We start from the raw sequence: 24,416 nt of genomic DNA on the forward strand, positions 1-24,416 counted from the left end.
TAGTGGCTGACGCCTCGCAGGGCTCGGATTTTGTGGTCGTAGCCAACAGGCTGCCTGTCGATATGGAGAAACTCCCCGACGGCAGCACGCGATGGAAGCGCAGCCCCGGCGGACTCGTCACGGCTCTCGAACCGATTCTGCGCGCGAACAAGGGCGCGTGGGTCGGATGGCCTGGAGTCCCCGACGTCGACGTCGAGCCGTTCGTAGAGGACGAGCTCGAACTCTGCCCGGTCGCGTTGACCGAGCAGGAAGTGGCCGACTACTACGAGGGCTTCTCGAACGCCACCCTGTGGCCGCTCTACCACGATGTCATCGTCAAGCCGGTGTACGACCGCTCCTGGTGGAACGCGTACGTCGAGATCAATCGCCGCTTCGCCGAGACCACGTCCGCGGCGGCTGCGCAGGGCGCGACCGTCTGGATTCAGGACTACCAACTCCAGCTCGTCCCGAAGATGCTGCGGATGCTGCGGCCGGACCTCACGATCGGCTTCTTCCTGCACATCCCGTTCCCTCCGGTCGAGTTGTTCATGCAGATGCCGTGGCGCACGGAGATCGTCGAAGGCCTCCTCGGGGCCGACCTCATCGGATTCCACCTCGCGGGCGGCGCCCAGAACTTCCTCTACCTCGCCCGACGCCTCGCCGGCCAGGTCACCTCACGTGGCACCGTCGGCGTCCGGTCACGGCTCGGTTCGGTGCAGGTCGGGTTCCGTACCGTCCGCGTCGGCGCGTTCCCGATCTCGATCGACTCCGGCGACCTCGACGAGAAGTCCCGCTCGAAGGCTGTCCGTGATCGCGCGAAGCAGATCCGCAAGGAGCTGGGCAACCCGAAGCGCATCATGCTCGGCGTCGACCGCCTCGACTACACCAAAGGCATCGACGTCCGGCTGAACGCATTCCGTGAACTGCTCGAAGAGCACCGCATAGACCCGGTGGACAACGTCATCATCCAGCTCGCCACCCCGAGCCGTGAACGCGTCGAGAGCTACAAGGCGATGCGCGGCGAAATCGAACAACAGGTCGGCCGTATCAACGGCGAATACGGCCAGGTGGGCCACCCGGTACTGCACTACCTGCACCGTCCGATCCCCCGCGACGATCTCATCGCGTACTTCGTGGCCGCGGACGTCATGCTCGTCACTCCGCTGCGCGACGGCATGAACCTCGTCGCCAAGGAGTACGTCGCCAGCCGCAGCGATCTAGGTGGCGCACTGGTTCTCAGCGAATTCACCGGTGCCGCAGCCGAACTGCGTCAGGCGTACCTGTGCAACCCGCACGACCTCGACAGCGTCAAGGACGCCATCGTCTCCGCGCTGGAACAGCCGGCGGAAGAAGGTCGACGCCACATGCGGGCGATGCGGCGCCAGGTCCTCGCGCACGACGTCGACCGCTGGGCGCGGGCATTCCTCAACGCACTGTCGAACCCGCAGCAGGAGGGCACGCTCCCCACCCGGTCGCAGTAGAACACGTTTCTGTTTCCCGTGACCGGCGGGAGCACGCCTGACCTCGGTTCATGGCCGAATCAACGAGAACACGTTCCAACCGGTGCTAGCGTGCGTATCCATGACCCATACGCTCACCTGGCACGACGACATCAGCCGCCAAGCCCGCGTTCTGTCCTGCGCGATGCGCCTGACGTTGAAGCCGACGTTCTCGCTGTGGCCGTTGACCGACGGTGGCATCAAGGCCATCGGTCAGCTCGACCGTGCCGTCGACAGGTTGCCCAAACCCAAGCGTGTGACCATCGAACAGGTTCGATTGGGCGGCGTCCCGTGCGAGAAGACGACGCACCCCAAGACCGCGACCGGATCACTCGACGGCGCGTCCGTGCTCTACTTCCACGGCGGTGGATTCGTGTTCTGCGGCCTCGCCACGCACCGAAGTGCGTGCGCGACGATTGCAGCTCGCGCAGGGGTCCCCGTCTACTCCGTCGAGTACCGACAGATCCCTTACGGCGGCATCGGAACATCGATCGCCGACGCCATGGCGTCCTACCGCGCCGCGCTGGAAACCGTCGCCGACCCCAGCAAGATCATCGTCGCCGGCGACTCGGCGGGTGGATACCTGGCGATGAAAGTCGCCGAACTGGCCGTACTCGACGGTCTCACCCCGCCCGCGGCGGTCCTCGGGTTCTCTCCACTGCTGAACCTCGACCTGAAGAGCCATCCGAAGGAGTTCATGAAGAAGGACGCCTACCTTCCGATGAAGCAGGTCATCGCGTTGGAGGATCGATGGCTGAACGGGCCCGACGCCATCGCCGGCTCACCGTCCCCGATCGACGTCGACCCGGCGATCTTCCCACCGGTGTTCCTGTCCACCGCGCAGTACGAGTTGATGCGTCCCGACGTCGAAGCGATGACGGCCTCGCTCGCGGCAGCAGGCAGAACCGTCGAGACGCACGTCTGGAAGGGCCAGGTTCATGCGTTCCCAGTGATGGCGGGCGCCCTGCCCGAGGCACGCGTCCTCCTCGATCTCGCCGTCGCGTTCGCCGCTCGCGTGCTGGCCGACCCGTCTCCGCAGTGAGCACCGTTTAATCGATGGCGTAGCCCAGTTCTGCCCTGATACTTTCCATCCACCCGAGCATTCGAGGCGAGACGAGAGGAGGAGAAACCATGGTCATCCGGCGTACGGCCGTGCCCACGGCCTCCTTCTCCCTCATCATCGGCTGACCCGGGCACCGGGTCGGCCCTTCGAAAGGCTCACCCGTGTCCTCACCGACCACACTGTCCCACTTGGGTTTCGACACCTACTGGCACCAGCGATTCCACGAGAACAGCTCACCCGGAGAACCCGGGCGCGTCACCGCGGTCTACCGCGGGTCCAGCGACGTCGCCACCGAACACGGAACGCTGCGCGCCCACACCGGACACCTCGATGTGTGCACCGGCGACTGGGTACGCATCCACACCCAGCCGACGGGAGGGGCCGTACTCACGACAGTCCTACCCCGCCGCACAGCCATCGTCCGAGCATCGGCAGGCACGACGTCCCACGCTCAGACCCTCGCCGCCAACGTCGACACCGTCGTCGTGACCGTCGCCGCCGACACCGAACTCGACCTCGGCCGCGTCGAACGATACGTCGCCCTCGCATGGGACAGCGGCGCAACACCACTGGTCGTACTCACCAAGTGCGACGCCGGCGATTCCAACCGAGTCACCGACCTGAAGGCGTCGTCACCCGGCGTGACCGTACTCGCGATCAGCTCCCGCACCGGTGATGGAATAGCCTGCCTCACTGACCATCTCGGCGGAACCAATGCCCTGATCGGACCGTCCGGATCGGGAAAGTCGACGTTGGCGAACACGCTCGTCGGCCAGGAAGTCCTGAGCACAGGCGATGTACGCGAAGCCGACGGCAAAGGGCGTCACGTGACGGTTCGACGCGAACTCGTGCCGCTTCCCACCGTCGGAATGACGGTGATCGACACTCCCGGACTTCGCTCCGTCGGCCTCGTCGCGTCGGAGGAGGGCCTACAGCAGACCTTCTCGGACATCGAGGACGCGTCGGCGCGATGCAGATTTCGCGATTGCACTCATAGCAGCGAACCCGGATGCGCAGTACAGGAGAGTATCGACCCCCGGCGGATCGCCAACTACCACCGCCTGCAACGCGAGAATCACTGGGCCACAACGCGACACGACGCCCGCGCCAATGGGCAAAGGCTCGCCGAGGCCAAACAGCTCGCCAAGCTCCAGCGGCGCATGTACAAGTCACGTTGCCGATGACGCATTCATCACGCCCCTCGTTCAATCCACCATATTGATGAGCAAAGGTAATGTTTCGCGCATCCGCCGAGGCCATTACTCGCAGTTAACTCGCGGGCAATACGCCGCCCATAGATTCTTGTCAGCTCAAAAGAGCAGCGCCGCAAGGCGAATCACAGAAAAGAGGAATCACATGGGACTCGTAGCCGGCCTGATCGCAGTCGTCGGAGATACTCTTCACCTGCTGCTCGGCGGACTGTAGAACGACCCACTTCCCGCCAGTGACCTGAGCGGGTAAGCCACGAGGACGCGGCCGTCGGGGACGCGTCTCTCTCGTTTCGCCGACCTTCAGTCGAAGAGGGTAGGCGAGTCCGGCTCGTCCACGACGGGCTTCGCAGCCTCCGAGGGTGACGCTTTCCGAACCACGGACAGCGTGGTCGTGCGGACCGACAGTCGATGACCGGCATGATGCTCGAGAAGTGCCAGACCCTGACGGATTTCCAGCACCTTCCACGGTCCGGCGTGCCCGGTCGCCTGAACCAGGTCGCCCACTGCGATCTCGGAAGCCACTGCTCGTCTCCTCGGGTAGTCACGTGCTGTCGGACCGACGTCCGGCCCAGCCTAGCTGCCGGCCCGATGAGCGAATCATCGAGCATGACTTCACCCCGTCCAATCCCGTCGATCCGACCGGTCGACCGCCCTCGGCGGACAAAACGGACTCAACCTCGACAAAACACCCATGTATCAGCGAATTCACCCGAATACTTTGATGCACAATACTTTTCGATTCGACTCCACACCTCGTCACCGATAATCTCCCAGTGTGTCGACTCCCACGCTCCCCGCCGAAACCTTGTCGGTCGTGATCCCGGCCCACAACGAAGAGGCCTACATCGGCCCCTGCCTCGACGCATTGGTCGCGCAGGGTGACGACATCCACGAGATCATCGTCGTGGACAACAACTCCACCGACCGCACCGCCGCTGTCGTCGAGGCCTACGCCGACGCCCACCCCAAGATCACGCTCCTGCCGGAGCGCGCACCCGGCGTCGCGCACGCACGCAATGCCGGATTTCGCGCGGCCCGCGGCGACGTCCTGGGCCGCGTCGACGCCGACACCCGCGTCACACCGGGATGGGCCCGGGCCGTTCTGAACTACCTGTCTGCGGACGGAGCACACGTCGGCGGTGTCACCGGACTCAATCAGCCGTACGATTCGCCGGTCCGTGGCCTCAAAGCGTGGTGGTTCGGTCGGCACCTGAGGAAGGGCGCGATCGGAGGCGGTCGCCTGGTCACCAACCTGCACGGCGCCAACATGGCAATCCGCAAGTCCGCGTGGCACCGCGTCGAACCGATGGTCAGCACCGACGCCGAACTTCACGAAGATCTCGATCTGGCCCTGTGCCTGACCGCCGTGGACGTCAAGCTGGCTCAGCTGTCCGACATGAATGTCGACGTGTCGCCCCGCCGCGCCCTCACTCCGCCGTCGAAATTCGGTGAGTACATCGAATGCGGTATCAGGACGTTCGAGCGGCACGGGGTCATGACTCCCGAGCGACGCAAGGCACTCCGGTTGCACTGGTGGTGGCACATTCTCGTGTTCGCCGTGTATCGGCCGTACGACCCGGCCAAGGGTCGGTACTCCGTGCGTCGCTTGTTCTCGCCCGCGCCGCCGCGGGTGTTGCCGGTCGGCACGAACACCGCGCCGCACGTCGGCTGACGTACGGCGTCACCGCACGATGGCGGTCTCCGGGGTTCCGTTGTCGATCAAGGCAGCAATCGTGGCCGCTTCCATCCCGGGTGAACCGCAGACCAGCACCTGGGAGTCGAGGAACGGCTGCTGCACACTCATAACGTCGGCCAGACTGCCCTCCCAGCAGTGCTCGGGGCCGAACATCTCTGCGACACCCGCGATCTCGGCTCCGATGGCGTCGTGCCAGCGGTCGGGAGCCCACGGATCCGTCAACTGGTCCACGACGGGAACGACGGTCAGCCACGGCAATTCGGACGCCAGTATCCACAGCAGGTCGGCCGCGTAGAGGTCACGTGGTGACCGTCCACCGACGTACAGCGTCACGTTCGGCGGTGTCTCCCGCCGGGTCAGATCCAGAATCAGCGCACGCAGCGGTGCGAGCCCGGTGCCCCCTGCAATCATCACGACGTCGCGTCCGGAGTGGTCGACCTTCAGACTGCCCGCGGGATTGCCGAACGTCCACACGTCACCCGGCCTCGTCTCGTTGACGATCGATCCACTGACCCACCCAGCCGGCACGGCCCGGACATGGAATTCCAACTTTCCATCGAGCGACGGCGGCAACGCCGACGAGTACCGACGACTCAGCCGCGCATTCTGCGGAACAGTGACGTCGAGCGACTGACCTGCCTCGAAAGGTATTGCGTCACCTTCGAGTCGAACCACGGCCAGGTCATTGCGCAAGCGGTGGTACTGCACCACCTCGGCATTCCACGTCTGCATGTGTCCAGACTATGCGGCAAGGCTGCAACAAGGACCGGTCACCAAGGGTCGTGGCGGACGAGGGAGAGGTCGACTCCTGCGCCCTGTAGGCGGAATTTGGTGGTGTTGATCATCGAAGGCGAGCCGACGATCTGAATGTCGCGCCCGTCCCATGATCCGAACTCCGCGACGACCTTCCCGACCTGCCCGACGATCGGCGACGAGCCACCGAGATGGTTCCGGTACTGCGGGCCGTCGTACCACCACGGATCTGTCTCTTCCTCGACGATCCCGACGACGGACAGCCACGGATTGATCGCCGCGATCTGCTGCAGAGTCTGCAGATCGTAGAGGTCGCACGGGTAGTGGCCGCTGTAGAAGACGTGGACGGACGGGTTGTCGGCCTTGGTGGCCATCTCCATGAGCTGCGCGCGCAACGGCGCGATTCCCGTGCCCGATGCGATGAGGAGACGATCACGACCGGGCGCGGTGTGCCTCGTCATGCTGCCGAGCGGCGCTCCGATGGTCCATCGGTCCCCGACGGAGGTGCTCCCCACGAGCGCCGGGCTGACCCACCCGCCCGTGACGCGCCGGATGTGGAATTCGATCTCGCCCGCTGCGTTCGCGGGAATCGCCGGCGACAGATACCGCCACATGCGCGGACGGCTCGGAATCGACACACTGACGTACTGTCCGGCACTGTAATCCAGAGGCTCGTCGAGCATGAGCCGCACGATCGACACGTCGTCGAGAACACGCAGATGCTCGACGACGGTGCCCTGCCACACCGGCGGTCCGTCGTCGGCCTCCGCCGCTTCCATCATCGTGCCCGCCATCACCGCGATGACCTCGCGCCAGGCGGCGTCGACCTCGTCGGTCCAGATCTCGTTGCCCGCGAACTGCTCCAGGGCCGTGATCAGAGCATCTCCGACGGCCGCGTAGTGCGCGTCGACGATCCCGTACTTGCGGTGATCGCGGCCGAGCTGCGCCAGGAACGGCAGCAGGCGGTCGAGGTCTTCGAGCTGATCGATGGCATAGGCGATCGCCGTCACCAACTTGTCCCGCTGGGACTCCATCGACGCGGGGAAGAAATCCCGCACCTCGGGATTGCGAGCGAACAGAATGGCATAGAACGAACGCGTCAGCTTCTCCGGACCACCGTCGACGGCCGCGACCGCTTTGAACGTGGTTCTCACAAGCGAAATCGCCCGAGCATCCATCTCTCGAAGGCCCCCTCACCGCGTAGAAGTCGGCGTCCGACGTCTACCCGGACGTGCGCCAAGGCAGCCGGCACTAGTTTCTCGACCGCCGTGATTTCCAGGCAGTCTAACCCAGTGACTCGGACATGACCCACCGAGCGGATTCACTCGACCTGCTTCGACTGCGTTAACCGGGAAATAGCTTGCCGCGTTCGGCAATAACCAACCCCGAGGTCGAAACCGCTTGAGTCGCATCGATTTCCAGGCCTTTTCACCGACAGTTCGAGGACCTAGGATTCGGTTGCGTCGAATCGAGAACATTCAGCGGGACCGATCGAAACGGGGTAGGCAAAACGTGACTGTCGCTGTCGGGGCGGACGTGAAGGAACCAGCGAACGGCCGAAAAGTCGGGCCACGTATCGACGATCCCGGCCTGAGCGCGCGCCTCACCGAGTGCCGCGAGTTCTTCGACCAACCGGAACTGCAACACCTACCCGCGTCTCGGGCGACGCAGGCGCTCGCCGAGCTCCGCGCCACGGGCACCTACGTCCAATCCGCCGAGGAGATCCTCGTCGGCGCCAAACTGGCGTGGCGAAACCACGCACGGTGCGTCGGACGGAAACACTGGCGCACCCTGAAGCTGATAGACGCACGGCACGCCACCACGGCACAGGGCATCGCCGACGCCTGCTTCGAGCACCTCCGCGTGGCCACCAACGGCGGCGCACTGCAATCCATCGTCACCGTCGGCCCGCCGCCCCTGCCCGACGGCCGCGAATACCGGATCATCAGCCCCCAACTCATCCGCTACGCCGGCTACCGCGCCGACGACGGCACGATCACCGGCGACCCCGCGCACCTCGAACTCACCGCCCTGGCCCAGCGGCTCGGATGGCGCGGCGAGGGCACCGCATTCGACGTACTGCCACTGATGATCTCCACGCCCGACGAGCCGATCCGCTGGTTCGACGTCCCCCGCGACCTCGTCCTCGAAGTCGACCTCGTCCACCCCAACTACCGCTGGTTCGCAGGGCTCGGGCTCAAATGGCACGCCGTACCCGCCGTCTCCAACATGGACCTCGAGATCGGCGGCGTCCGCTACCCCTGCGCACCGTTCAACGGCTGGTACGTCAACACCGAAGTCGGCGCACGCAACTTCAGCGACACCGACCGCTACGACATGCTCCCCACCATCGCCAAGAAACTGCGCCTCGACATGAGCTCGGAACGGACACTGTGGCGAGACCGCGCACTGGTGGAACTCAACCGAGCCGTCATCCACAGTTTCCGCGAAACCGGCGCTTACATGGTGGATCACCACACCGTCGCCAAGCAGTTCGTCGACCACGTCGACCGCGAAGCCCGAGCCGGCCGCGCCTGCCCGACGGACTGGTCGTGGATCAACCCGCCCATGTCGTCCGGCATCACCCCGACCTTCCACCGGCTCTACGATCCACCCGACATGGACATCCGACCCAACTTCGTCTCCCGCGGGGCGTCGGGTTGCCCGTTCGGGTGATGTAAGGCCGAGTGACCGAACGACTCAGTCGGTCACCAACCGAGGGTGAACGCGTGGGTTCCAGCCCAAGCACCTGGTGCAGCACGCGCACCCACTGAAACCCGCGCAGCCGGGGCCGAGTGCCGATGCAGCCGGGCCCGGGGACGAAAAAGCCCGCCGACGCACCGGCGTCGGCGAGCGTGGGTCGGTTGTCAGCGCTGGTTGCGCGGTTTCCAGACGACGAGGGCGTTCCGCTGAACCGGTACCAGGTCGCGGCGGTAGCTCGCGTGGACGTTCGCCAGTTCCTGCGCCAGCTCGGACACCCGAGCCTGTAGAGCCTCGACCTGATTGGTCAGCTCGATGATGCGCTTGATACCGGCCAGGTTGACGCCTTCGTCTTGCGACAGTCGCTGCACCTCGCGGAGCAACGCGACGTCACGCGGCGAATACCGACGCCCACCGCCGGTGGTCCGGTGCGGGGTGACCAGACCCAGGCGGTCGTAGGTGCGCAGCGTCTGGGCGTGCATTCCCGCGAGCTGGGCCGCCACCGAGATGACGAAGACCTGGGCGTCGGGGTCACCGGGAGTGGAGCCTGCGGAACGACCAGAATTACCTTGGCCCGAACCCCCGCCAGTAGGAACAGTCATTACGCACCTGCCCACCCGGCCCGCGGGTCGAATCCGCTGGCCTTCTCGGCTTCCAGATAAGCGTTCAATGCTTCGGTGGCCGGGTCGTCGAGCTTCTGCGGTACAGCGACCTTGACCGTGACCATGAGGTCACCGGGGGTACCTGTCTTCTTCGGGACACCTCGTCCGCGGACGCGCAGCACCCGACCGTCGACAGTTCCCGGCGGCACCTTCACGCCGACGCGGCCGTCGAGCGTGGGAACCGACAGCGTGGTTCCGAGTACCAACTCGCCGTAGCTGACCGGGACGGTGACCGTCAGATTGTCGCCGTCGCGTCCGAACACCTTGTCCGCTCGCACGCGCACCGTGACGAACAGGTCACCCGACGGAGCTCCGCGGAGTCCTGCTTCACCTTGGCCGGCGAGACGGATCTTCTGACCGTCGGACACGCCCGGGGGCACCCGCACGGTGATCGTGCGGGTGCGGTTCTGCACGCCCGTTCCGCGGCAGTCGGCGCACGGGTCGTCGATGATCGAACCGGTCCCGCGGCAGTCGTCGCACGGCTCGCTGAACCCGAACGCTCCCTGGTTGCGGTTGATCACGCCCGCGCCGTTGCACTTGGGGCACACCCGCGGACTGGTCCCGGGCTTGGCACCGCTGCCGTGGCACGTGGTGCAGGACGACGGACTGGTCAGACGCAGCGGAACCGTCACACCCTGCGTGGCTTCACGGAAACCGAGAGTGGTCTCGGTCTCGACGTCGCTTCCGCGTCGCGGACGACTGCTCGCGGTGCGCTGCTGAGTGCCGCCGCGGTTGAACAGGCCACCGAACAGGTCGCCGATACCACCGTCGCCGCCACCTTGACCGAAGATGTCGCCGACGTCGAACGTTTGCCCGCCGCCGCCGAATCCGCCTGCACCAGGACTGAATCCGCCGGCACCCTGGCGACCGAAGCCGCCCGACGCGAACAGCCGCCTGGCCTCGTCGTACTCCTTGCGTTTGGCCGGGTCCGTCAGGACCGCATTGGCCTCACTGACGGCCTTGAACTTCTCCTCGGCCTTGGCGTTTCCGGGGTTGGCGTCGGGGTGATTGTCCCGCGCCAACTTGCGGTACGCCTTCTTGATCTCTTCTGCAGATGCGCTGGAGGAAACGCCCAGCTCCTTGTAGAAGTCCTTCTCGATCCACTCCCGCTGGCTCACCGGGCGTTTCCTCCTTCCGCGCTATCTCTTTTTTACTGCTCGTCGGATGCAGGCGCATCCGAGTGCTGTCCAGCATCGTCGACGACGCCGACCATGGCTGTCCGCAGAACCCGCTCGCCGAGCTTGTAACCCGGACGCATCAGGGTTCCGACGACGGGATTGCTTCCGTCGCCCTCGTGCGAGACGGCCTCGTGGATCGCCGGGTCGAACGCGTCGCCCTCGGCGCCGAACGTGGTCAGACCGATGTTGGCGAACACTCCCGCCAACTTGTCCGCCACCGACTTCAGCGGCCCGGTCTCGAGATCACCGTGCTGACGCGCACGCTCGAGATCGTCGAGGACGGGAAGAAGCTGGGACACGACGGACGCCTTGGCGTTCTCCGCTCCCGTCTGCTTCTCCCGGTCGGTCCGACGCCGGTAGTTGGCGTACTCCGCCGACACTCGCTGCAGATCTGCAGTGAGTTCGGAGACCTGCGTATCGCGCGGGTCGACGACCACCTCTGCTTCGATGCCCTCGTCGTCCACCGAGTCGGGTTGGGGCGCAGTGCCGGTGCCCGCGAGGGGCTCCGGTACTGCGTCACCTTCCCGAGGCTCACCGGTCTCGGGATCGATCTTTCGCTTGTCCACGAAAGTGACCGGTTCCTGCTCGGTGTGCTGCAGATCGTGATCGCTGTCGCGCGAGCTCACTTCTTCTCCGCGTCGTCGGCGGGCTCGTCGACAACTTCTGCGTCGACGACACCGTCGTCAGCAGCCTGAGCTCCGCCTTCTGCGCCGCCCTGCTCCTTGGCCTGAGCCTCGTAGATGGCGGTGCCGAGAGCCTGCGACTCGGTGGACAGCTTCTCCACGGCGGCCTTGACTGCCGAGATGTCGCTGCCTGCGAGAGCCGACTTGGCCTCTTCGATAGCCGTCTCGACGCGTCCCTTGAGCTCTGCGTCGACCTTGTCCTCGTTGTCCTTGACGAACTTCTCCGTCTGGTGGACGAGCGACTCGGCCTGGTTGCGGACCTCGGCCTCTTCGCGACGAGCCTTGTCCTCGTCGGCGTGAGCTTCCGCGTCGGCGACCATGCGGTCGATCTCTTCCTTGGACAGGCCGGAGCCGTCCTGGATCTTGATCGTGTTTTCCTTGCCGGTGCCCTTGTCCTTTGCCGTGACGTGCACGATGCCGTTGGCGTCGATGTCGAAGGTGACCTCGATCTGCGGGACGCCGCGAGGAGCCGGGGGCAGCTCGGTCAGCTCGAAGGAGCCGAGGAGCTTGTTGTGCGAGGCGATCTCGCGCTCACCCTGGAAGACCTGGATCTGCACCGAAGGCTGATTGTCGTCAGCCGTGGTGAAGGTCTCGGACCGCTTCGTCGGGATTGTGGTGTTGCGCTCGATGAGCTTGGTCATCACGCCACCCTTGGTCTCGATGCCGAGGGACAGCGGCGTGACGTCGAGGAGCAGAACGTCCTTGACCTCACCCTTGAGCACACCGGCCTGCAGTGCAGCACCGACGGCCACGACCTCGTCCGGGTTGACGCCCTTGTTGGGCTCGCGTCCACCGGAGAGTTCCTTGACCAGCTCGGAGACGGCAGGCATACGCGTCGAACCGCCGACGAGCACGACGTGGTCGATGTCCTTGACGGCGATGCCGGAGTCCTTGACCACTGCCTGGAACGGCGCACGGGTGCGGTCGAGCAGGTCGGAGGTGATCTTCTGGAACTCGGAGCGGCTGAGCTGCTCGTCGAGGAACAACGGGTTCTTGTCGCCGTCGACCGTGATGTACGGGAGGTTGATCGAGGTGCTCTGCCCGGAGGACAGTTCGATCTTCGCCTTCTCCGCAGCCTCGCGCAGACGCTGCAGGGCCATCTTGTCCTTGGTCAGATCGATGCCGTTCTGAGCCTTGAACTTGTCCACGAGCCAGGTCACGATGCGCTCGTCCCAGTCGTCGCCACCGAGGTGGTTGTCACCGGACGTTGCACGGACCTCGACGACGCCGTCGCCGATTTCCAGCAGGGAGACGTCGAAGGTGCCGCCACCGAGGTCGAAGACCAGAATGGTCTGCTCGCTGTCGCCCTTGTCCAGGCCGTATGCCAGCGCAGCCGCGGTGGGCTCGTTGACGATGCGCAGGACGTTGAGGCCTGCGATCTGGCCGGCTTCCTTGGTCGCCTGGCGCTGTGCGTCCTCGAAGTAGGCCGGAACGGTGATGACCGCGTCGGTGATTTCCTCGCCCAGGTAAGCCTCGGCGTCGCGCTTCAGCTTCTGTAGCGTACGCGCGGAGATCTCCTGCGAGGTGTACTTCTTGTCGTCGATCGAGACGGTCCAGTCCGTGCCGATGTGGCGCTTGACGGAGCGAATCGTGCGGTCGACGTTGGTAACCGCCTGGTTCTTCGCGGGCTGGCCGACCAGCACTTCACCGTTCTTGGCGAAAGCGACGATCGACGGGGTGGTGCGTGATCCCTCGGAGTTGGCGACCACAACCGGCTCGCCGCCCTCGAGGACGGACACGACCGAGTTGGTGGTCCCGAGGTCGATACCGACCGCACGAGCCATAGTGTTTCCTCCTGTTTGTTGCTTGATTGGTTCCTAGCTGAGCGAACTGCACTCAAGTCTGCAAGACGTTTTCAACTTCTGTCAAACCGGACTTGAGCCCCATCCACTCAAGGCTACGAAAGCTCCAACGGAGGCAGTTGCAGATTTGTTCCCGGCGGGGCACTCCGCGCTCTCATGTGATTGGGGCGGGACAGCACTACGCCGCGACGGCAGATGCTCGTCGCGGCGTAGTTCGTCGTGCGTAGTCGGTGCGCCCTCTGGCGTGCGGGCTGGGAGCAGAGCTTCTACTCGCCGTCCTCGACGGGTTCGGCCGGGGAGCAGTCGAGGGTCAGGAACTCGACCTTGACGTTGTCCACGTAGTTGGCGTCGAGCTGGGGAGAGAAGGCCACGGCTCCGGCGGGGCGGGAGACCCACGCCGCGTCCCCACTGGGCACAGTAATAACGGCGTCCTTGTCCTTCACGATCTTGTCCTCGGTGACGGCGCCGGCGGGGGCCGGGATAGCTCCGTAGTTCACCGAGACGTTCGCCGCATCGCTCTCGCCGACGTTCTTCACCGTCACTTCGAGGGCGACGACCTTGCCGTCCTCGGGCTTGTCGGCGGTCTTGTCGACACATTTGGTTCCGAGCGTGACGACCAGGTCGGTCGATTCCGCGACCGAGGATCCGAATTCGGGGGCCGTCGGCTCGGGCTCGGCCGACGCGATGGGCGCCAGGGCGACCGCACCGACGGCGGCGGCGAACACGGCCGTCGAGGCCAAGACTGTGGTGCGGGCAAAGCGACGCATGTGTGACTCCTGTGACTGAAGTGGCTGTTGTTGCGTTCAACTATTACCTATTACCGGCAGACTTTCCATACCAGGCAGTCTCGATACGGACACGGTCCGATACACCGGTTGTCTCGGCTTACACGCATGTAATTCGGTTTCGACCCCCAATTTTCAGGGCATGCGGGGAACTCTGCAGAAGCAGCGCCGGGTACGTAGGGTTTGGAAGAAAGCGAGGCTACGGAGGCACATGGATCCCGAAGTGCAGCACGAACCGAGCGAGATCACCTACGACGAGAAGTTCTATCCGGCCAGACCGAAGCCGCTACGCCCCTCCGTACGTCGAGCGAACCGAAACGGTTCGACGCCGCAGGACGGCGAACCTGCTGCCGACAACCCCGAATACGTCGAATGGCTGACCGAGCAGTCCATGCTGCGCGACGCAAAACTCATCGCCGAGCAACTCTCCGGCAAGGGCAGCATGTGGCAGAACCCGTATGCGGACCCCAATCCGCGCGGCGCTGTCGAGCGCGCACCCGTCTGGTTCACTGCGTACCCGATCTCCGTGATCAACGCGCCACGCACCAGCTTTCTCAGCACCCTCGGCGACGAGGCTCTGTGGCAGGCGTTCTCCGACATCGGGATCACTGCGGTCCACACCGGTCCGGTCAAGGTCGCGGGCGGCATTCACGGTTGGCGGCCGACACCCTCCGTCGATGGTCACTTCGATCGCATCGGCATGCAGATCGACCCGGCGTTCGGCTCCGAGGACGAGTTCCGACGCCTGTGCGTCGTCGCGGCCGCGTACGACGGAACAGTCATCGACGACATCGTGCCCGGCCACACCGGCAAGGGCGCGGATTTCAGGCTCGCGGAGATGGCCGTAGCGGATTACCCGGGCATCTACCACATGGTCGAGATCGAGCCGCAGGACTGGCATCTGCTCCCCCGCGTACGCGCAGGGGCGGATTCCCAGAACATCGACGCGGAAGCCGAGGCCAACCTCGCGCGCGCCGGCTACATCATCGGCCAGTTGCAGCGGGTGATCTTCTACGAACTCGGCGTCAAGGAAACCAACTGGAGTGCAACCGCGCCCGTCGTGGGTGTCGACGGCGTCGAGCGACGTTGGGTCTACCTGCATTACTTCAAGGCGGGACAACCGTCGATCAACTGGCTGGACCCGTCTTTCGCGGGGATGCGCCTGGTGATCGGCGACGCGTGCCATTCGATCGCAGATCTCGGTGCGGGTGCACTTCGGTTGGACGCCAACGGATTCCTGGGTGTCGAACGCCGCGCCGAGGGTCCTGGCTGGTCCGAGGGGCATCCCCTGTCCGAGGCCGCGAACCATCTGATCGCCAGTGTGGTGCGCAAGATGGGAGGGTTCACCTTCCAGGAGCTGAATCTGACGATCGACGACATCAAGGCCATGGGCACCAACGGCGCCGATCTGTCGTACGACTTCATCAACCGGCCCGCCTACCACCACGCCTTGGTCATGGGGAACACCGAATTCCTGCGTCTGACAATGACGTTGGCGCGCGATCACGGCGTCGACCCGGCCTCGCTCGTGCACGCATTGCAGAATCACGACGAGCTGACCTTCGAGCTCATCCACTTCGCCACGCTGCACGCCGAGGACGAGTTCGAGTACTGCGGTGAAGTGGTGAAGGGGTCCGACCTCGGCGATCAGATTCGCGCGGACCTGACCGATCGCCTGACCGGCCGCTGGGCGCCGTACAACCGCACGTTCACCACCAACGGAATCGCCTGCACCACAGCCAGTGTCATCACGGCCTCGCTCGGCATTCGTGATCTCGATCGCATGGACGAGTCCGACATCGAGACGGTGAAGACCGCACACTTGATGCTCGCGATGTACAACGCGCTGCAGCCTGGTGTGTTCGCACTGTCGGGCTGGGATCTGCTGGGCATCCTGCCCATCGACGCCGACGACGTGGCCGATCTCATCCGCGAGGGCGACACGCGGTGGATCAACCGTGGCGCGCACGACCTGATGGACAGCTACCCGGATGCGGTGCGCTCCGAATCCGGCATTCCCCGAGGCCGCAGCCTTTACGGATCGCTGCCCGAGCAGCTGAAGGACCCATCGTCCTTCGCCCGCAGGCTCGCTCGGATCATCGAGTTGCGCAACAGGTACGGAATCGCCACCGCCCAGCAGCTGGATGTGCCGACGGTGTCGCACAAGGGCCTGCTGGTGCTGGTTCACGAACTGGGTCAGGGCACCATCCAGGCAACCGTCATCAACTTCACGTCCGACGAGGTGGCCGCGACCATCCAGTCTAAGCATCTCACCGCGGGTGCCGGGGTGTACGACATGTTCGACGATTCGGACATCGGCGTCGTCGACGAGTTGAACAGTTTCCCGTTGACACTGGGTCCGTACCAAGGAATCCCGGTGATCCTGCGCTAGTGCCAAGGCTCCGGCACGTCGACGGATAGGATCTGCACCCGTGACCGAACCGGAGAACACCCGCCGAGAACTCCGCCCGCAGCCGGAGCGCCCCGAGTTCGCCGTGCAGCCGCTCCGCCCGCGCCAGGAGTCGGGGGGAACGAGGGACTCGAGGGGACCGAGCGTTGCCTTCCGGATGGCCCTCGGTGCTTGGGCCGCCGTGACTGTCGTCGCGTTGGCGCTGGCAGCGGTCGTCGCCTTGAACTACGACGCGGTGCGATCTGCCCTGGAAACCGCAGTGTCGGACGACGGTTCCGGCGCCACCTCGTCGGAGATCTCGGACACGGTGACCGTGACGCTACTCGGAAGCGCCGCGGTGGGCGCCGTGCTGCTGATCGTCGCGGCACTCGGTTTGAGCCTCGCGGCATCCGGAAGGTCACGATCCCATGGGGCACTGAGCGGGCTCCGCTCCCTGTCAGGCGTCGTACTGCTCGTGGCAGGGTTGGCTGCGACGGGCGCGTTCATGCTGTTCTGGTCCTTCATGTCCGACGCCGGGTCGGTGGCGGCGGGGGCGCTTCAGTCGGCCGCACTTCGGTGGGCTCCGCTCGTCGGGGCGGGGTGTGCGGGTATTGCCGCGGTGGCGGCGGGGAGTGGCCTCTCCGGTAAGTGATCTTCGCCGCCCGATTGTTGTATACATGCTTAGGCTTGCTTTACTTGGCAGGTGAAAACACCACTCCTCCGCGCTTCCGCCGCACTCGCGCTGATCGTGCTGGCCGCCTCGTGTAGCTCCACCGACGAGTCGACGCCGTCCGCGTCCGGCACCCATGACGTCGTCACCGAGTTCGGTACCGTCGCCGTTCCGGACACGATCGAGTCCGTCGTCGTCATCGACGGCAGGCGCGACCTGGACATCGCCATCGCGTTCGACCTGCCGGTGATCGGTATGCCTGTCGAGACCGAAGCTCCACCGGAAATCCCCGGCCCGCTCACCGAACCGATGAAGAGCCTGCGCGACGCCGGGGTGCCCGAGCTGTTCCCACGCAACGTCATCGACGTCGAGTCGATCGCCCGCGTCGACCCCGACCTGATCATCGGCCGCAACGAAGTGATCGAGGAGATCTACGACCAGCTCAGCGCCGTCGCGCCGGTGCTGCCCGTCGGTTCGAACGGCACCGGCATCACCTGGCAGCAGGACGTCGAAGCCGTCGGCGACGCCTTGAACATGCAGGACCGCGCCGCCGAGATCGTCGACGAGTACGACGCCCGCGTCGAGCAGATCAAGACCGACCACGCCGACGCCATCGCGAACACCGAGGTTCTGCCGATCACGACGTCCGACGGAAGCGGAATTTCGATCGGTCGTGAGCGCGTGTCGGCGGCGGCATTGATCGACATCGGTGCGAACTTCAGCAGCGCATGGGACCGGGCGACGCCCGAGCTGGATCTCGGACCGGAGAATCTCTCGGAGATCTCCGATGCGCAGGCGCTCGTCGCTGCGATCACCTCGGAGGAGGAGCTGCGTGCCCTCAACTCCAATCCGCTGTGGACCGGCCTTCCTGCCGTGCAGTCGAACCGGGTAGTGCGTACCGACAAGTTCACCAACGACGGCGGCCCGATCACTGCGCTGTGGAGCCTGGACCTCGCCGAGCAGCTGTACACACCTACGCCGTAGCCGCAATGCCCTCCGCACTGCGAGCGGCGACTCCGCACGCCCTGGCGGTGAACTGATCGAGAAGCGGATGGTCTGCTAGTCTGCGCCACTTCTGGGCGGCGGCACGCGCGCGATCGTAGCGTTCCGCCTGCCCGGAATCCGGATCGAGGCCGAGCCGCACCCAGGAGTCGATGCCGAATCCGCCGATGAGCCTTTGCAATTCGGCGAGTTCAGGTTCCGGCAGCGTGGGCGTGGTTACGCGCATCTTGCCCAGCAACCGCAGCTCCTGGAAACCGTGAACGTCGGCGAGCATTCGCCCGGCTTCGGCACGGAACTGTGCAGACTCGGCAATGGGCCGAGCTTCCAACGTCCGCTGCAACGTCACCAACGCAGAATGCAGTTTCAGTTGATCCGCACGCTGGCCGAACTGGACGTCGATGACGGACCTGAGCTCGTCGAGCCCACTGCGTTCGACGAGTTCCGCGGCGAGCGTGGGCGAATCTCGTACACCGAGCTTGACGAGCGTGACGGCCATGCGGATTCCGAAGAGGCCGAACCGGTCGACGATCGACGCACGCAGGTCCGCGTCGACCGGCAACAGCCCGGGCCGCGAGAACCTATCGGCGGACAACATCGCCAACTGCAGGTCCTCGTCGGGCACCTGTGCGAGGACCTCGAAGGCAGCGAACTCCGCCTGCCGCAACGTTTCCGCGGCCAATGCGAGCAAGCCGGCGACGGGCACGACGGCCTGGCACAGTCCGGTCGCCTCCAGTTCCGAGGCGAACCTGGCCGCCACTTCCTTGGCCGACATCATCGCGTCCATCCGGCCCGCACCGACCTCGTCGGCGCGCGACACGACGCCGACGACGCCGAGAGGCCCCGATTCGCCGCCGACGTGCGCGCCGATCTGACCGAGAAACGACACGTCCGTCGCGTTGAGGGTCCGCAGCAGATACACGACGGCGTCCGCCCCGGACGACGCGTTCTCCGGCGTCAGCATCGACAGGGTCCGCGCCGACACGTCCCGAGACAACGACGAGGTACCGGGGGTGTCGATGATGGTGGTGTGCGTCAACGCCCGCGCGGGCCATTCGACGTCGAGTCGGTCGACCTGAGTCGCCGTCAGTTCGCCCAGATCGAACGTCAGACGCCCACTGCGACGCTGCACCGGAACGTGAGCGGATCGGTCGCCGTCGTACCAGGCCGTGACGCTCGGGGTCGCGCCGCTGCGGTACCACGTCACGACCTTGGTGCACTCGGTCGCGTCTGTCGGCGCGATGTCCTGCCCGACAAGCGAATTGAGCAGAGTGGACTTGCCCGCCTTCAGTGACCCCGCCAGCGCCACCCGCAGCGGCTGATCCAACCGCTCCAAGCACGCGGTCAACGTCGCGGCACCGTAGGTGTCGATGGAGTACGCGCTTCGAGCCGCGGTGATCAGAGCACGAGCATCGGCCAGCGTCGTCACTGTGACGTCTCACTCGGAACCAACGCAGCCGCCCGCTCGCTCAACTCGGCGACCACTTTCATCTCACGATCCAACTGTGCTGTGCGCGTGCCTCGTTCGGCCTGTTCGACGTTGGCGGCTTCCTGCGCTGCGCGCAAAGAATCGTTCAGCGACCGCAGCGTCTGCTCCGCGATCGACGTGAAGTGATCGCGCAGAACACGCTGGATCTGTCGAAGCCGATCCTTCGATTCCTTGCCCACCTGGAAGCTCACGTCGTCGGTGAACCGCCTGATCGCCATCTTGGCCTCGGAGCGCCTGGTCCGAACGCGATTCTCTTTGTCCTCCTTGTACGCCTTGGTTCCGAGGAGGACACCCGCGCCGATCGAGATGGGGTTGAGCAGACTCAGCCCGACGAAGGTGGTGATCAGGCCGAACATCAGCACGCCGCCGTAGGAACCGCGCATTCCGACGAGCACCTTCTGGGTGATGCCGATCTTGCCCGTCTCCAGGTCTGCAAGCGACGCAACGGGATCGAGCACGTCGTCGAGATCACCGAGATCGAGATCGGGAAGCGCCACCGCCCCTGCGGCGGCGAAGTGCTCGGCGACGAGTTCGGCCAACCACAGCGCACGCTCGTGCGCCCACACGAAATTGTCGCCCACCGATGCCGCGATCTGTTCCTCCAGCCAATCACCCAGCTCGGCCCAATCGGAACCGGGATCGCCCTCGTCCACGGTCTCCTCCGCTTCGCGGGTCACTCTGCGCAGCCGGTCCCGAAGATCATGATCGATGTCCGACGCCAGGTCGGCGATGCCGTCGGCGAGGGTCTGTTGCCATTGGGACGTCTTCTTGTGCAGGTCCTCGGCGGCGGACTTGGCTCGTTGCAGACCGGCCACTGCTGCAGCGGCGCGTTCCGGGTCACGAAGAGCGGCGAGCTCGCTTCCCATGGCGAGTGTCAAGTGTTCTGCGACGGAACGGATGTCGAGCGATACCGCCGTTCGTGTGGTGGCGTCGGCGCGCGCGACCACGTTGTCCCGGAGGAACGCGTAGAGGTCGGGGAATCCTGATTCGACGTTCAGTTCCTCGTCGCTGAGTCGCAGTGCGTGCGAGCGGAGCAGGGAGGACAGCGAGATCATCGGCACGTCCAGGCCTTCGCGCTGCAGGTGTGCGCGGTTGGCGTCCACGATTCGACGCCAGTGCGGGTACAGGTCGGTCTTGGTGATCAGCACTGCGACCGACGGGCACAGGCCGAGTACCTGACGGAGGAAGGCGATTTCGGGTTCGGTGAACTCGCGGCTGGCGTCGGACACGACGAGCACTGCGTCTGCGGACGGTACGAGGCCGAGAGTTCCTGCCGCATGCGGGTTTCCGTGGCCGCCGACACCGGGGGTGTCCACCAGCACCAGTCCGTCGGCGAGGAGCGGACTCGGAACGTTCACTTCGAGCCTGAGCACTTCGCGTCCCTCGGCTCGCGGACTGGCCGGGGTGATGTTCTGCAGCTCGTCCAACGGAACCTCGACGCGCACGGCGTCGTTACCTGGATCGGCAAGCACCAGTTCGGCATAGGAACGCTCGGAGTTCTGTACGACGGTCGGTATGGCCGTCGTCTCGTCGTCGCCGACAGAACAGACCTGGAGGTTCAGCAGCGAGTTGACGAACTGGCTTTTTCCCTGTTTCAGCGGCCCGACGACGACGATGCGTCTCCTCGGGTCGAGTACCCGTTCCTTCGCGAGTTCCATTCTCGACACCAGATCGGAGCGACCGACCGTCTGCGCCACTGCCGCAGTTCGATCGAGCAACTCGGCCAGCTGTTTCGCTTGCCCGTCCATGGCCTTCTTTCGGTGCTCGTGCATTCGTCCGACCTGACTCTAACGAGAGAAAAGGCCCCGGGCGGAAGAACCGCCCGGGGCCATACTTCTCTGGAGAGGAACGTTACGGGTTGATCAGGTCCGTGTGGTGATCGACCGACGCGATGTCGGCCACCGAGTCAGCGGTGCTGTCGGCGGCACCGTGCAGGCTGCCCTCCGAGTGGAGCGAGGAGTCCAGCGAGGACTGCGCCGAACCGAACACGTTCGAGTCCACCGAAGACCAGCTGCTGGAGTCGAACTGCGAGTCGAACGAGCCGGATGCGCTGCCTGCAGCGTCGGTGACGCTGTCGAAGCCGCCGGACAGTCCGTCTGCTGCGCCGCCGAGAACGTCTGCTCCCGTGGCCACTCCGCCCTGCAGTCCGCCGGCCACGTCGCCTGCGACGTCGGCTCCAGCCGACGCACCGCCGGCGAGGCCACCGGCAACGTCGCCGGCGATGTCGGTTCCGGCTGCTGCGCCGCTCGCCAGTCCGCCTGCGACCTCTGCACCTGCCGACGCACCCGCATCGAGTCCGGCACCCAGACCGGCACCGAGTCCTGCACCCAGTCCTGCACCCAGTCCGGCGCCTGCCTGTGCAGCAGCGTCCACACCCGCGCCGACGGTTCCGTCGACGGCGCCTGCGACCGAGCCGCCGAGTCCGGCCGCACCGGCGACCGCACCATCGACCGTTCCTGCCAGTCCGCCACCGAGACCGGCACCTGCCTGAGCAGCACCGTCCACCGCGCCGCCGACTGCACCGGTCAGGCCGCCGCCCAATCCGCCTGCCAACCCACCGCCGAGGGAGCCGAGGCCGGACAGTCCGCCACCGAGTCCGCCGGCCAGGCCTGCACCCGCGTTTCCGACGGCGGCGAGTCCGCCGCCGAGTCCTGCGGTCACACCGCCGACTGCGCCTGCGCCGAGGTCACCGGCTGCGCCGCCGGTCAGACCGCCCGTGGCACCGCCTGCAGCGCCGAGGGCTGCGTCGACTGCTCCGGTCAACGCTCCGCCCAGTTCTGCGCCGCCGCCGAGCGCTGCGCCGAGATCGAGTGCTCCGCTGGTGTCGAGGACCGTGTCCAGTGCGGCGCCGAGGTCGGCTCCTGCCTGTCCACCCACGCCGAAGACTGCTCCGAGAACACCTTCGAGGTTCGTTGCTGCGTCGAGGTCGACCCCGGCGGACGCGTCGATCGCGGATCCGAGGGCGGCCGTCAGGCTGCCGATTGCGCTGGTGTCGAGATCGAGCGCGGTTCCGACGGCTCCGCCGACGAGTGCGCCCAGGTCGCCGGTTGCGACGCCTGCCAGGTCGAGGTCCGCGAGTGCACCGGCGTCGAGCACGGCGCCGAGAGAGGATCCGATGGTCGACGCCAGGCCGCCGTCGGCCTCGAAGAGTCCTTCCAGACCGGTAGCGAGGTCCAGGCCGCCTGCTGCTCCGGCGACTGCGTCCAACGCTCCGTCGAGGGCGCCGCTGAGAGCTCCGCCTGCACCGAGAGCCGCACCCAGATCCAGTCCAGCGCCGAGTCCTGCAATGCCGTCGAGTGCGGCGCCGAGGCCTGCGCCTGCTTCTCCGCCGATTCCGAATGCCGCGCCGAGGATGCCTTCGAGGTTGGCGGCACCGCCCAGGCCCGCTCCCAGCGCGCCGTCGATGGCGGTTCCGAGGGACGTGGTCAGATCTCCGACGACGCCTGCGTCGAGGTCCAGTGCGGTTCCGAGGGTACCTGCCACGATGCCGCCGAGGTCCAGTCCGGCGAGGCCACCGAGATCGAGGTCTGCCAGCGCACCGGCGTCGAGCACGGCGCCGAGGGAGGATCCGAGAGCCGCGGCGAGACCACTCTGCAGGGCGAACACGCCGTCCAGTCCCGCGCCCAGTCCTGCGCCCAATCCGCCGCCGAGGCCCGCGCCTGCGCCGATAGCTGCGTCGAGTGCCGATCCGAGTCCGGCTGCGACACCTCCGCCGAGGCCGAGGCCTGCGGTCAGTGCGGTTCCGAGGCCACCTGCCAGGCCTCCCACGAGGTCGAGCTGCCCGAGATCGAGCTGGCCCGCGTCGACGACGGCGCCGACGACGTTTCCGAGTGCTGCGCCGAGGTTGGCGCCGATCTCTCCACCGATGCCGAATGCGGCACCCAGTGCTCCGCTGAGTGCCCCTTCGACGCCTGCGATGGCGCCCAGGTCGATTCCGCCGACGGCGCCGAGCGCTGCGTCGAGGGCCGTGTTCAGGCCTGCCGTGACGCCTGCACCGAGCTCCGCGCCGATCCCGGCGCCCAAGCCGAGGCCGCCGCCGATGAGACCGGTCAGCGCGCCGCCGAGGTCGAGGCCGCCACCCAGGCCGAGGCCGCCGTCCAGATCGAGGCCACCGCCGATGGCTGCGCCTGCGCCGAGGATGGCTTCGAGTGCCGCGCCGAACGCTGCTCCCAGCTCGACACCGATCTGGCCGCCTGCAGCCAGTGCTGCGGTGAGCGCGGCGCCGATCTGGGCGGCGATGTCGCCTGCGAAGTCGATGTCGCCGCCGAGTCCACCGCCAAGTCCACCACCGATGACACCGCCGCCTGCGAGTCCGCCGCCCACGACGGCTCCGGCGGTGAGACCGAGTCCGGTCGACAGCCCGCCTCCGATGGCAGCGCCACCGGCGAGGGAACCGTCGAGGCTGCCTGCCGCCCCGGCGCCTGCGCCGAGGATCGCGGAGAGCTGCGAACCTGCTCCGGCGAACAAGCCGGACTCGGCGACGAGCGGGGCGACGGCGACGATGTCCGCGTGGCAGACGTCGCCGAGGCCGGCCGCCGCGAGGGCTGCTTCGGGGTTGGCGCAGTACGCGGCTGCGGCTTCGTCGTCGCGAAGCAGGCTGAGGATGAAGTCGAGTACTGCGTTGGTGGCCATCTGAGGCTCCTTGGATGTTCGGAAGCGGGGTTCCGGAGGGTCGTTCGTGGTTGATCACAAAGCTATGGGTCGGGGGCGGTTCGCCCAACGGGGACGAACCCCCTACTCCATCGGCACCACCCAGGGTTCCGGCATTAGGGGATTCGGGGCCGTTAGGGGATTTGCCCGCGATCGGCCCGCCACCAGCTGTGAGACGTAACGAAAGATGCGATGCTGTCGACATCAC

The 24,416-nt window shown here is 66.0% G+C and carries 19 protein-coding genes; 8 read left to right on the forward strand and 11 right to left on the reverse strand.

All coding sequences use genetic code 11. From position 1 onward, the window contains the following. The first annotated feature begins 2 nt into the window (after window positions 1-2). From CH293_RS06395 to rsgA, 3 genes are all read left to right on the forward strand, one after another. On the forward strand, window positions 3-1,460 hold the full coding sequence (locus tag CH293_RS06395) for a trehalose-6-phosphate synthase (protein ID WP_094654143.1): 1,458 nt from the start codon (window positions 3-5) through the stop codon (window positions 1,458-1,460). A gap of 100 nt (window positions 1,461-1,560) precedes the next feature. After that, the gene (locus CH293_RS06400; protein WP_019663811.1) at window positions 1,561-2,520 is read left to right on the forward strand and encodes an alpha/beta hydrolase; all 960 of its coding nucleotides are present in this window, start codon (window positions 1,561-1,563) and stop codon (window positions 2,518-2,520) included. Window positions 2,521-2,702: 182 nt separating this feature from the next. Then, complete coding sequence (gene rsgA / locus CH293_RS06410) at window positions 2,703-3,725, forward strand: ribosome small subunit-dependent GTPase A (RefSeq protein ID WP_094719692.1); 1,023 nt, start codon at window positions 2,703-2,705, stop codon at window positions 3,723-3,725. A gap of 327 nt (window positions 3,726-4,052) precedes the next feature. On the opposite strand, the gene CH293_RS06415 is transcribed toward rsgA, so the two are convergent. Then, window positions 4,053-4,274, reverse strand: a complete 222-nt coding sequence (locus CH293_RS06415; protein WP_019663814.1) for a hypothetical protein — start codon at window positions 4,272-4,274, stop codon at window positions 4,053-4,055. A gap of 253 nt (window positions 4,275-4,527) precedes the next feature. Here CH293_RS06415 and CH293_RS06420 point away from each other — a divergent pair, with 253 nt between their 5' ends. After that, the gene (locus CH293_RS06420; protein WP_094719693.1) at window positions 4,528-5,424 is read left to right on the forward strand and encodes a glycosyltransferase family 2 protein; all 897 of its coding nucleotides are present in this window, start codon (window positions 4,528-4,530) and stop codon (window positions 5,422-5,424) included. A gap of 9 nt (window positions 5,425-5,433) precedes the next feature. On the opposite strand, the gene CH293_RS06425 is transcribed toward CH293_RS06420, so the two are convergent. Both CH293_RS06425 and CH293_RS06430 read right to left on the reverse strand, forming a co-directional pair. Further along, window positions 5,434-6,180, reverse strand: coding sequence for an FAD-binding oxidoreductase (locus tag CH293_RS06425; protein WP_020110773.1), 747 nt, complete (start codon window positions 6,178-6,180; stop codon window positions 5,434-5,436). 38 nt (window positions 6,181-6,218) lie between these two features. Then, window positions 6,219-7,379, reverse strand: coding sequence for a globin domain-containing protein (locus CH293_RS06430; protein WP_176459930.1), 1,161 nt, complete (start codon window positions 7,377-7,379; stop codon window positions 6,219-6,221). A gap of 397 nt (window positions 7,380-7,776) precedes the next feature. Between CH293_RS06430 and CH293_RS06435 the strand changes: the two genes are divergently transcribed. Next, window positions 7,777-8,877 carry a nitric oxide synthase oxygenase gene (locus tag CH293_RS06435; protein ID WP_230595549.1) on the forward strand — a complete coding sequence of 367 codons (1,101 nt, stop codon included), beginning with the start codon at window positions 7,777-7,779 and terminating at the stop codon, window positions 8,875-8,877. A gap of 191 nt (window positions 8,878-9,068) precedes the next feature. Here CH293_RS06435 and CH293_RS06440 read toward each other — a convergent pair whose 3' ends face one another. From CH293_RS06440 to CH293_RS06460, 5 genes are all read right to left on the reverse strand, one after another. After that, complete coding sequence (locus CH293_RS06440; protein WP_080733820.1) at window positions 9,069-9,503, reverse strand: heat shock protein transcriptional repressor HspR; 435 nt, start codon at window positions 9,501-9,503, stop codon at window positions 9,069-9,071. Continuing rightward, entirely contained in the window at window positions 9,503-10,681 is a 1,179-nt protein-coding gene (gene dnaJ / locus CH293_RS06445) for a molecular chaperone DnaJ (RefSeq protein WP_094719694.1), read from the reverse strand. The genes CH293_RS06440 and dnaJ overlap by 1 nt, the downstream gene beginning before the upstream one ends. 32 nt (window positions 10,682-10,713) lie before the next feature. Next, a complete protein-coding gene (gene grpE / locus CH293_RS06450; RefSeq protein WP_094719695.1) occupies window positions 10,714-11,367 on the reverse strand; it encodes a nucleotide exchange factor GrpE in 654 nt (217 codons plus the stop codon). Then, entirely contained in the window at window positions 11,364-13,208 is a 1,845-nt protein-coding gene (gene dnaK, locus CH293_RS06455) for a molecular chaperone DnaK (protein WP_037104397.1), read from the reverse strand. The genes grpE and dnaK overlap by 4 nt, the downstream gene beginning before the upstream one ends. Before the next feature lie 284 nt (window positions 13,209-13,492). Beyond that, the gene (locus CH293_RS06460; protein ID WP_255122715.1) at window positions 13,493-13,993 is read right to left on the reverse strand and encodes a Pro-kumamolisin, activation domain family protein; all 501 of its coding nucleotides are present in this window, start codon (window positions 13,991-13,993) and stop codon (window positions 13,493-13,495) included. A 229-nt stretch (window positions 13,994-14,222) separates the two neighbouring features. On the opposite strand from CH293_RS06460, the gene treS reads away from it, so the two are divergent. From treS to CH293_RS06475, 3 genes are read left to right on the forward strand one after another with little or no spacing between them, the layout of a single operon-like run. Next, window positions 14,223-16,403, forward strand: coding sequence for a maltose alpha-D-glucosyltransferase (treS, locus tag CH293_RS06465; protein ID WP_037104392.1), 2,181 nt, complete (start codon window positions 14,223-14,225; stop codon window positions 16,401-16,403). A 40-nt stretch (window positions 16,404-16,443) separates the two neighbouring features. Next, a complete protein-coding gene (locus CH293_RS06470; RefSeq protein ID WP_094719697.1) occupies window positions 16,444-17,052 on the forward strand; it encodes a hypothetical protein in 609 nt (202 codons plus the stop codon). A gap of 51 nt (window positions 17,053-17,103) precedes the next feature. Then, a complete protein-coding gene (locus CH293_RS06475; protein WP_094719698.1) occupies window positions 17,104-18,054 on the forward strand; it encodes an ABC transporter substrate-binding protein in 951 nt (316 codons plus the stop codon). Here CH293_RS06475 and CH293_RS06480 read toward each other — a convergent pair. From CH293_RS06480 to CH293_RS06490, 3 genes are all read right to left on the reverse strand, one after another. Further along, window positions 18,044-19,498, reverse strand: a complete 1,455-nt coding sequence (locus tag CH293_RS06480; RefSeq protein ID WP_094719699.1) for a dynamin family protein — start codon at window positions 19,496-19,498, stop codon at window positions 18,044-18,046. The two genes, CH293_RS06475 and CH293_RS06480, sit on opposite strands and share 11 nt — an antisense overlap. Then, complete coding sequence (locus tag CH293_RS06485; protein ID WP_094719700.1) at window positions 19,495-21,330, reverse strand: dynamin family protein; 1,836 nt, start codon at window positions 21,328-21,330, stop codon at window positions 19,495-19,497. Before CH293_RS06485 ends, CH293_RS06480 begins: the two co-directional genes overlap by 4 nt. A 79-nt stretch (window positions 21,331-21,409) precedes the next feature. Continuing rightward, window positions 21,410-24,190, reverse strand: coding sequence for an IniB N-terminal domain-containing protein (locus CH293_RS06490; RefSeq protein ID WP_094719701.1), 2,781 nt, complete (start codon window positions 24,188-24,190; stop codon window positions 21,410-21,412). Between the last annotated feature and the right edge of the window lie 226 nt (window positions 24,191-24,416).

It is taken from the genome of Rhodococcus sp. 14-2470-1b (genome assembly GCF_002259415.1).
Lineage (GTDB): Bacteria > Actinomycetota > Actinomycetes > Mycobacteriales > Mycobacteriaceae > Rhodococcoides.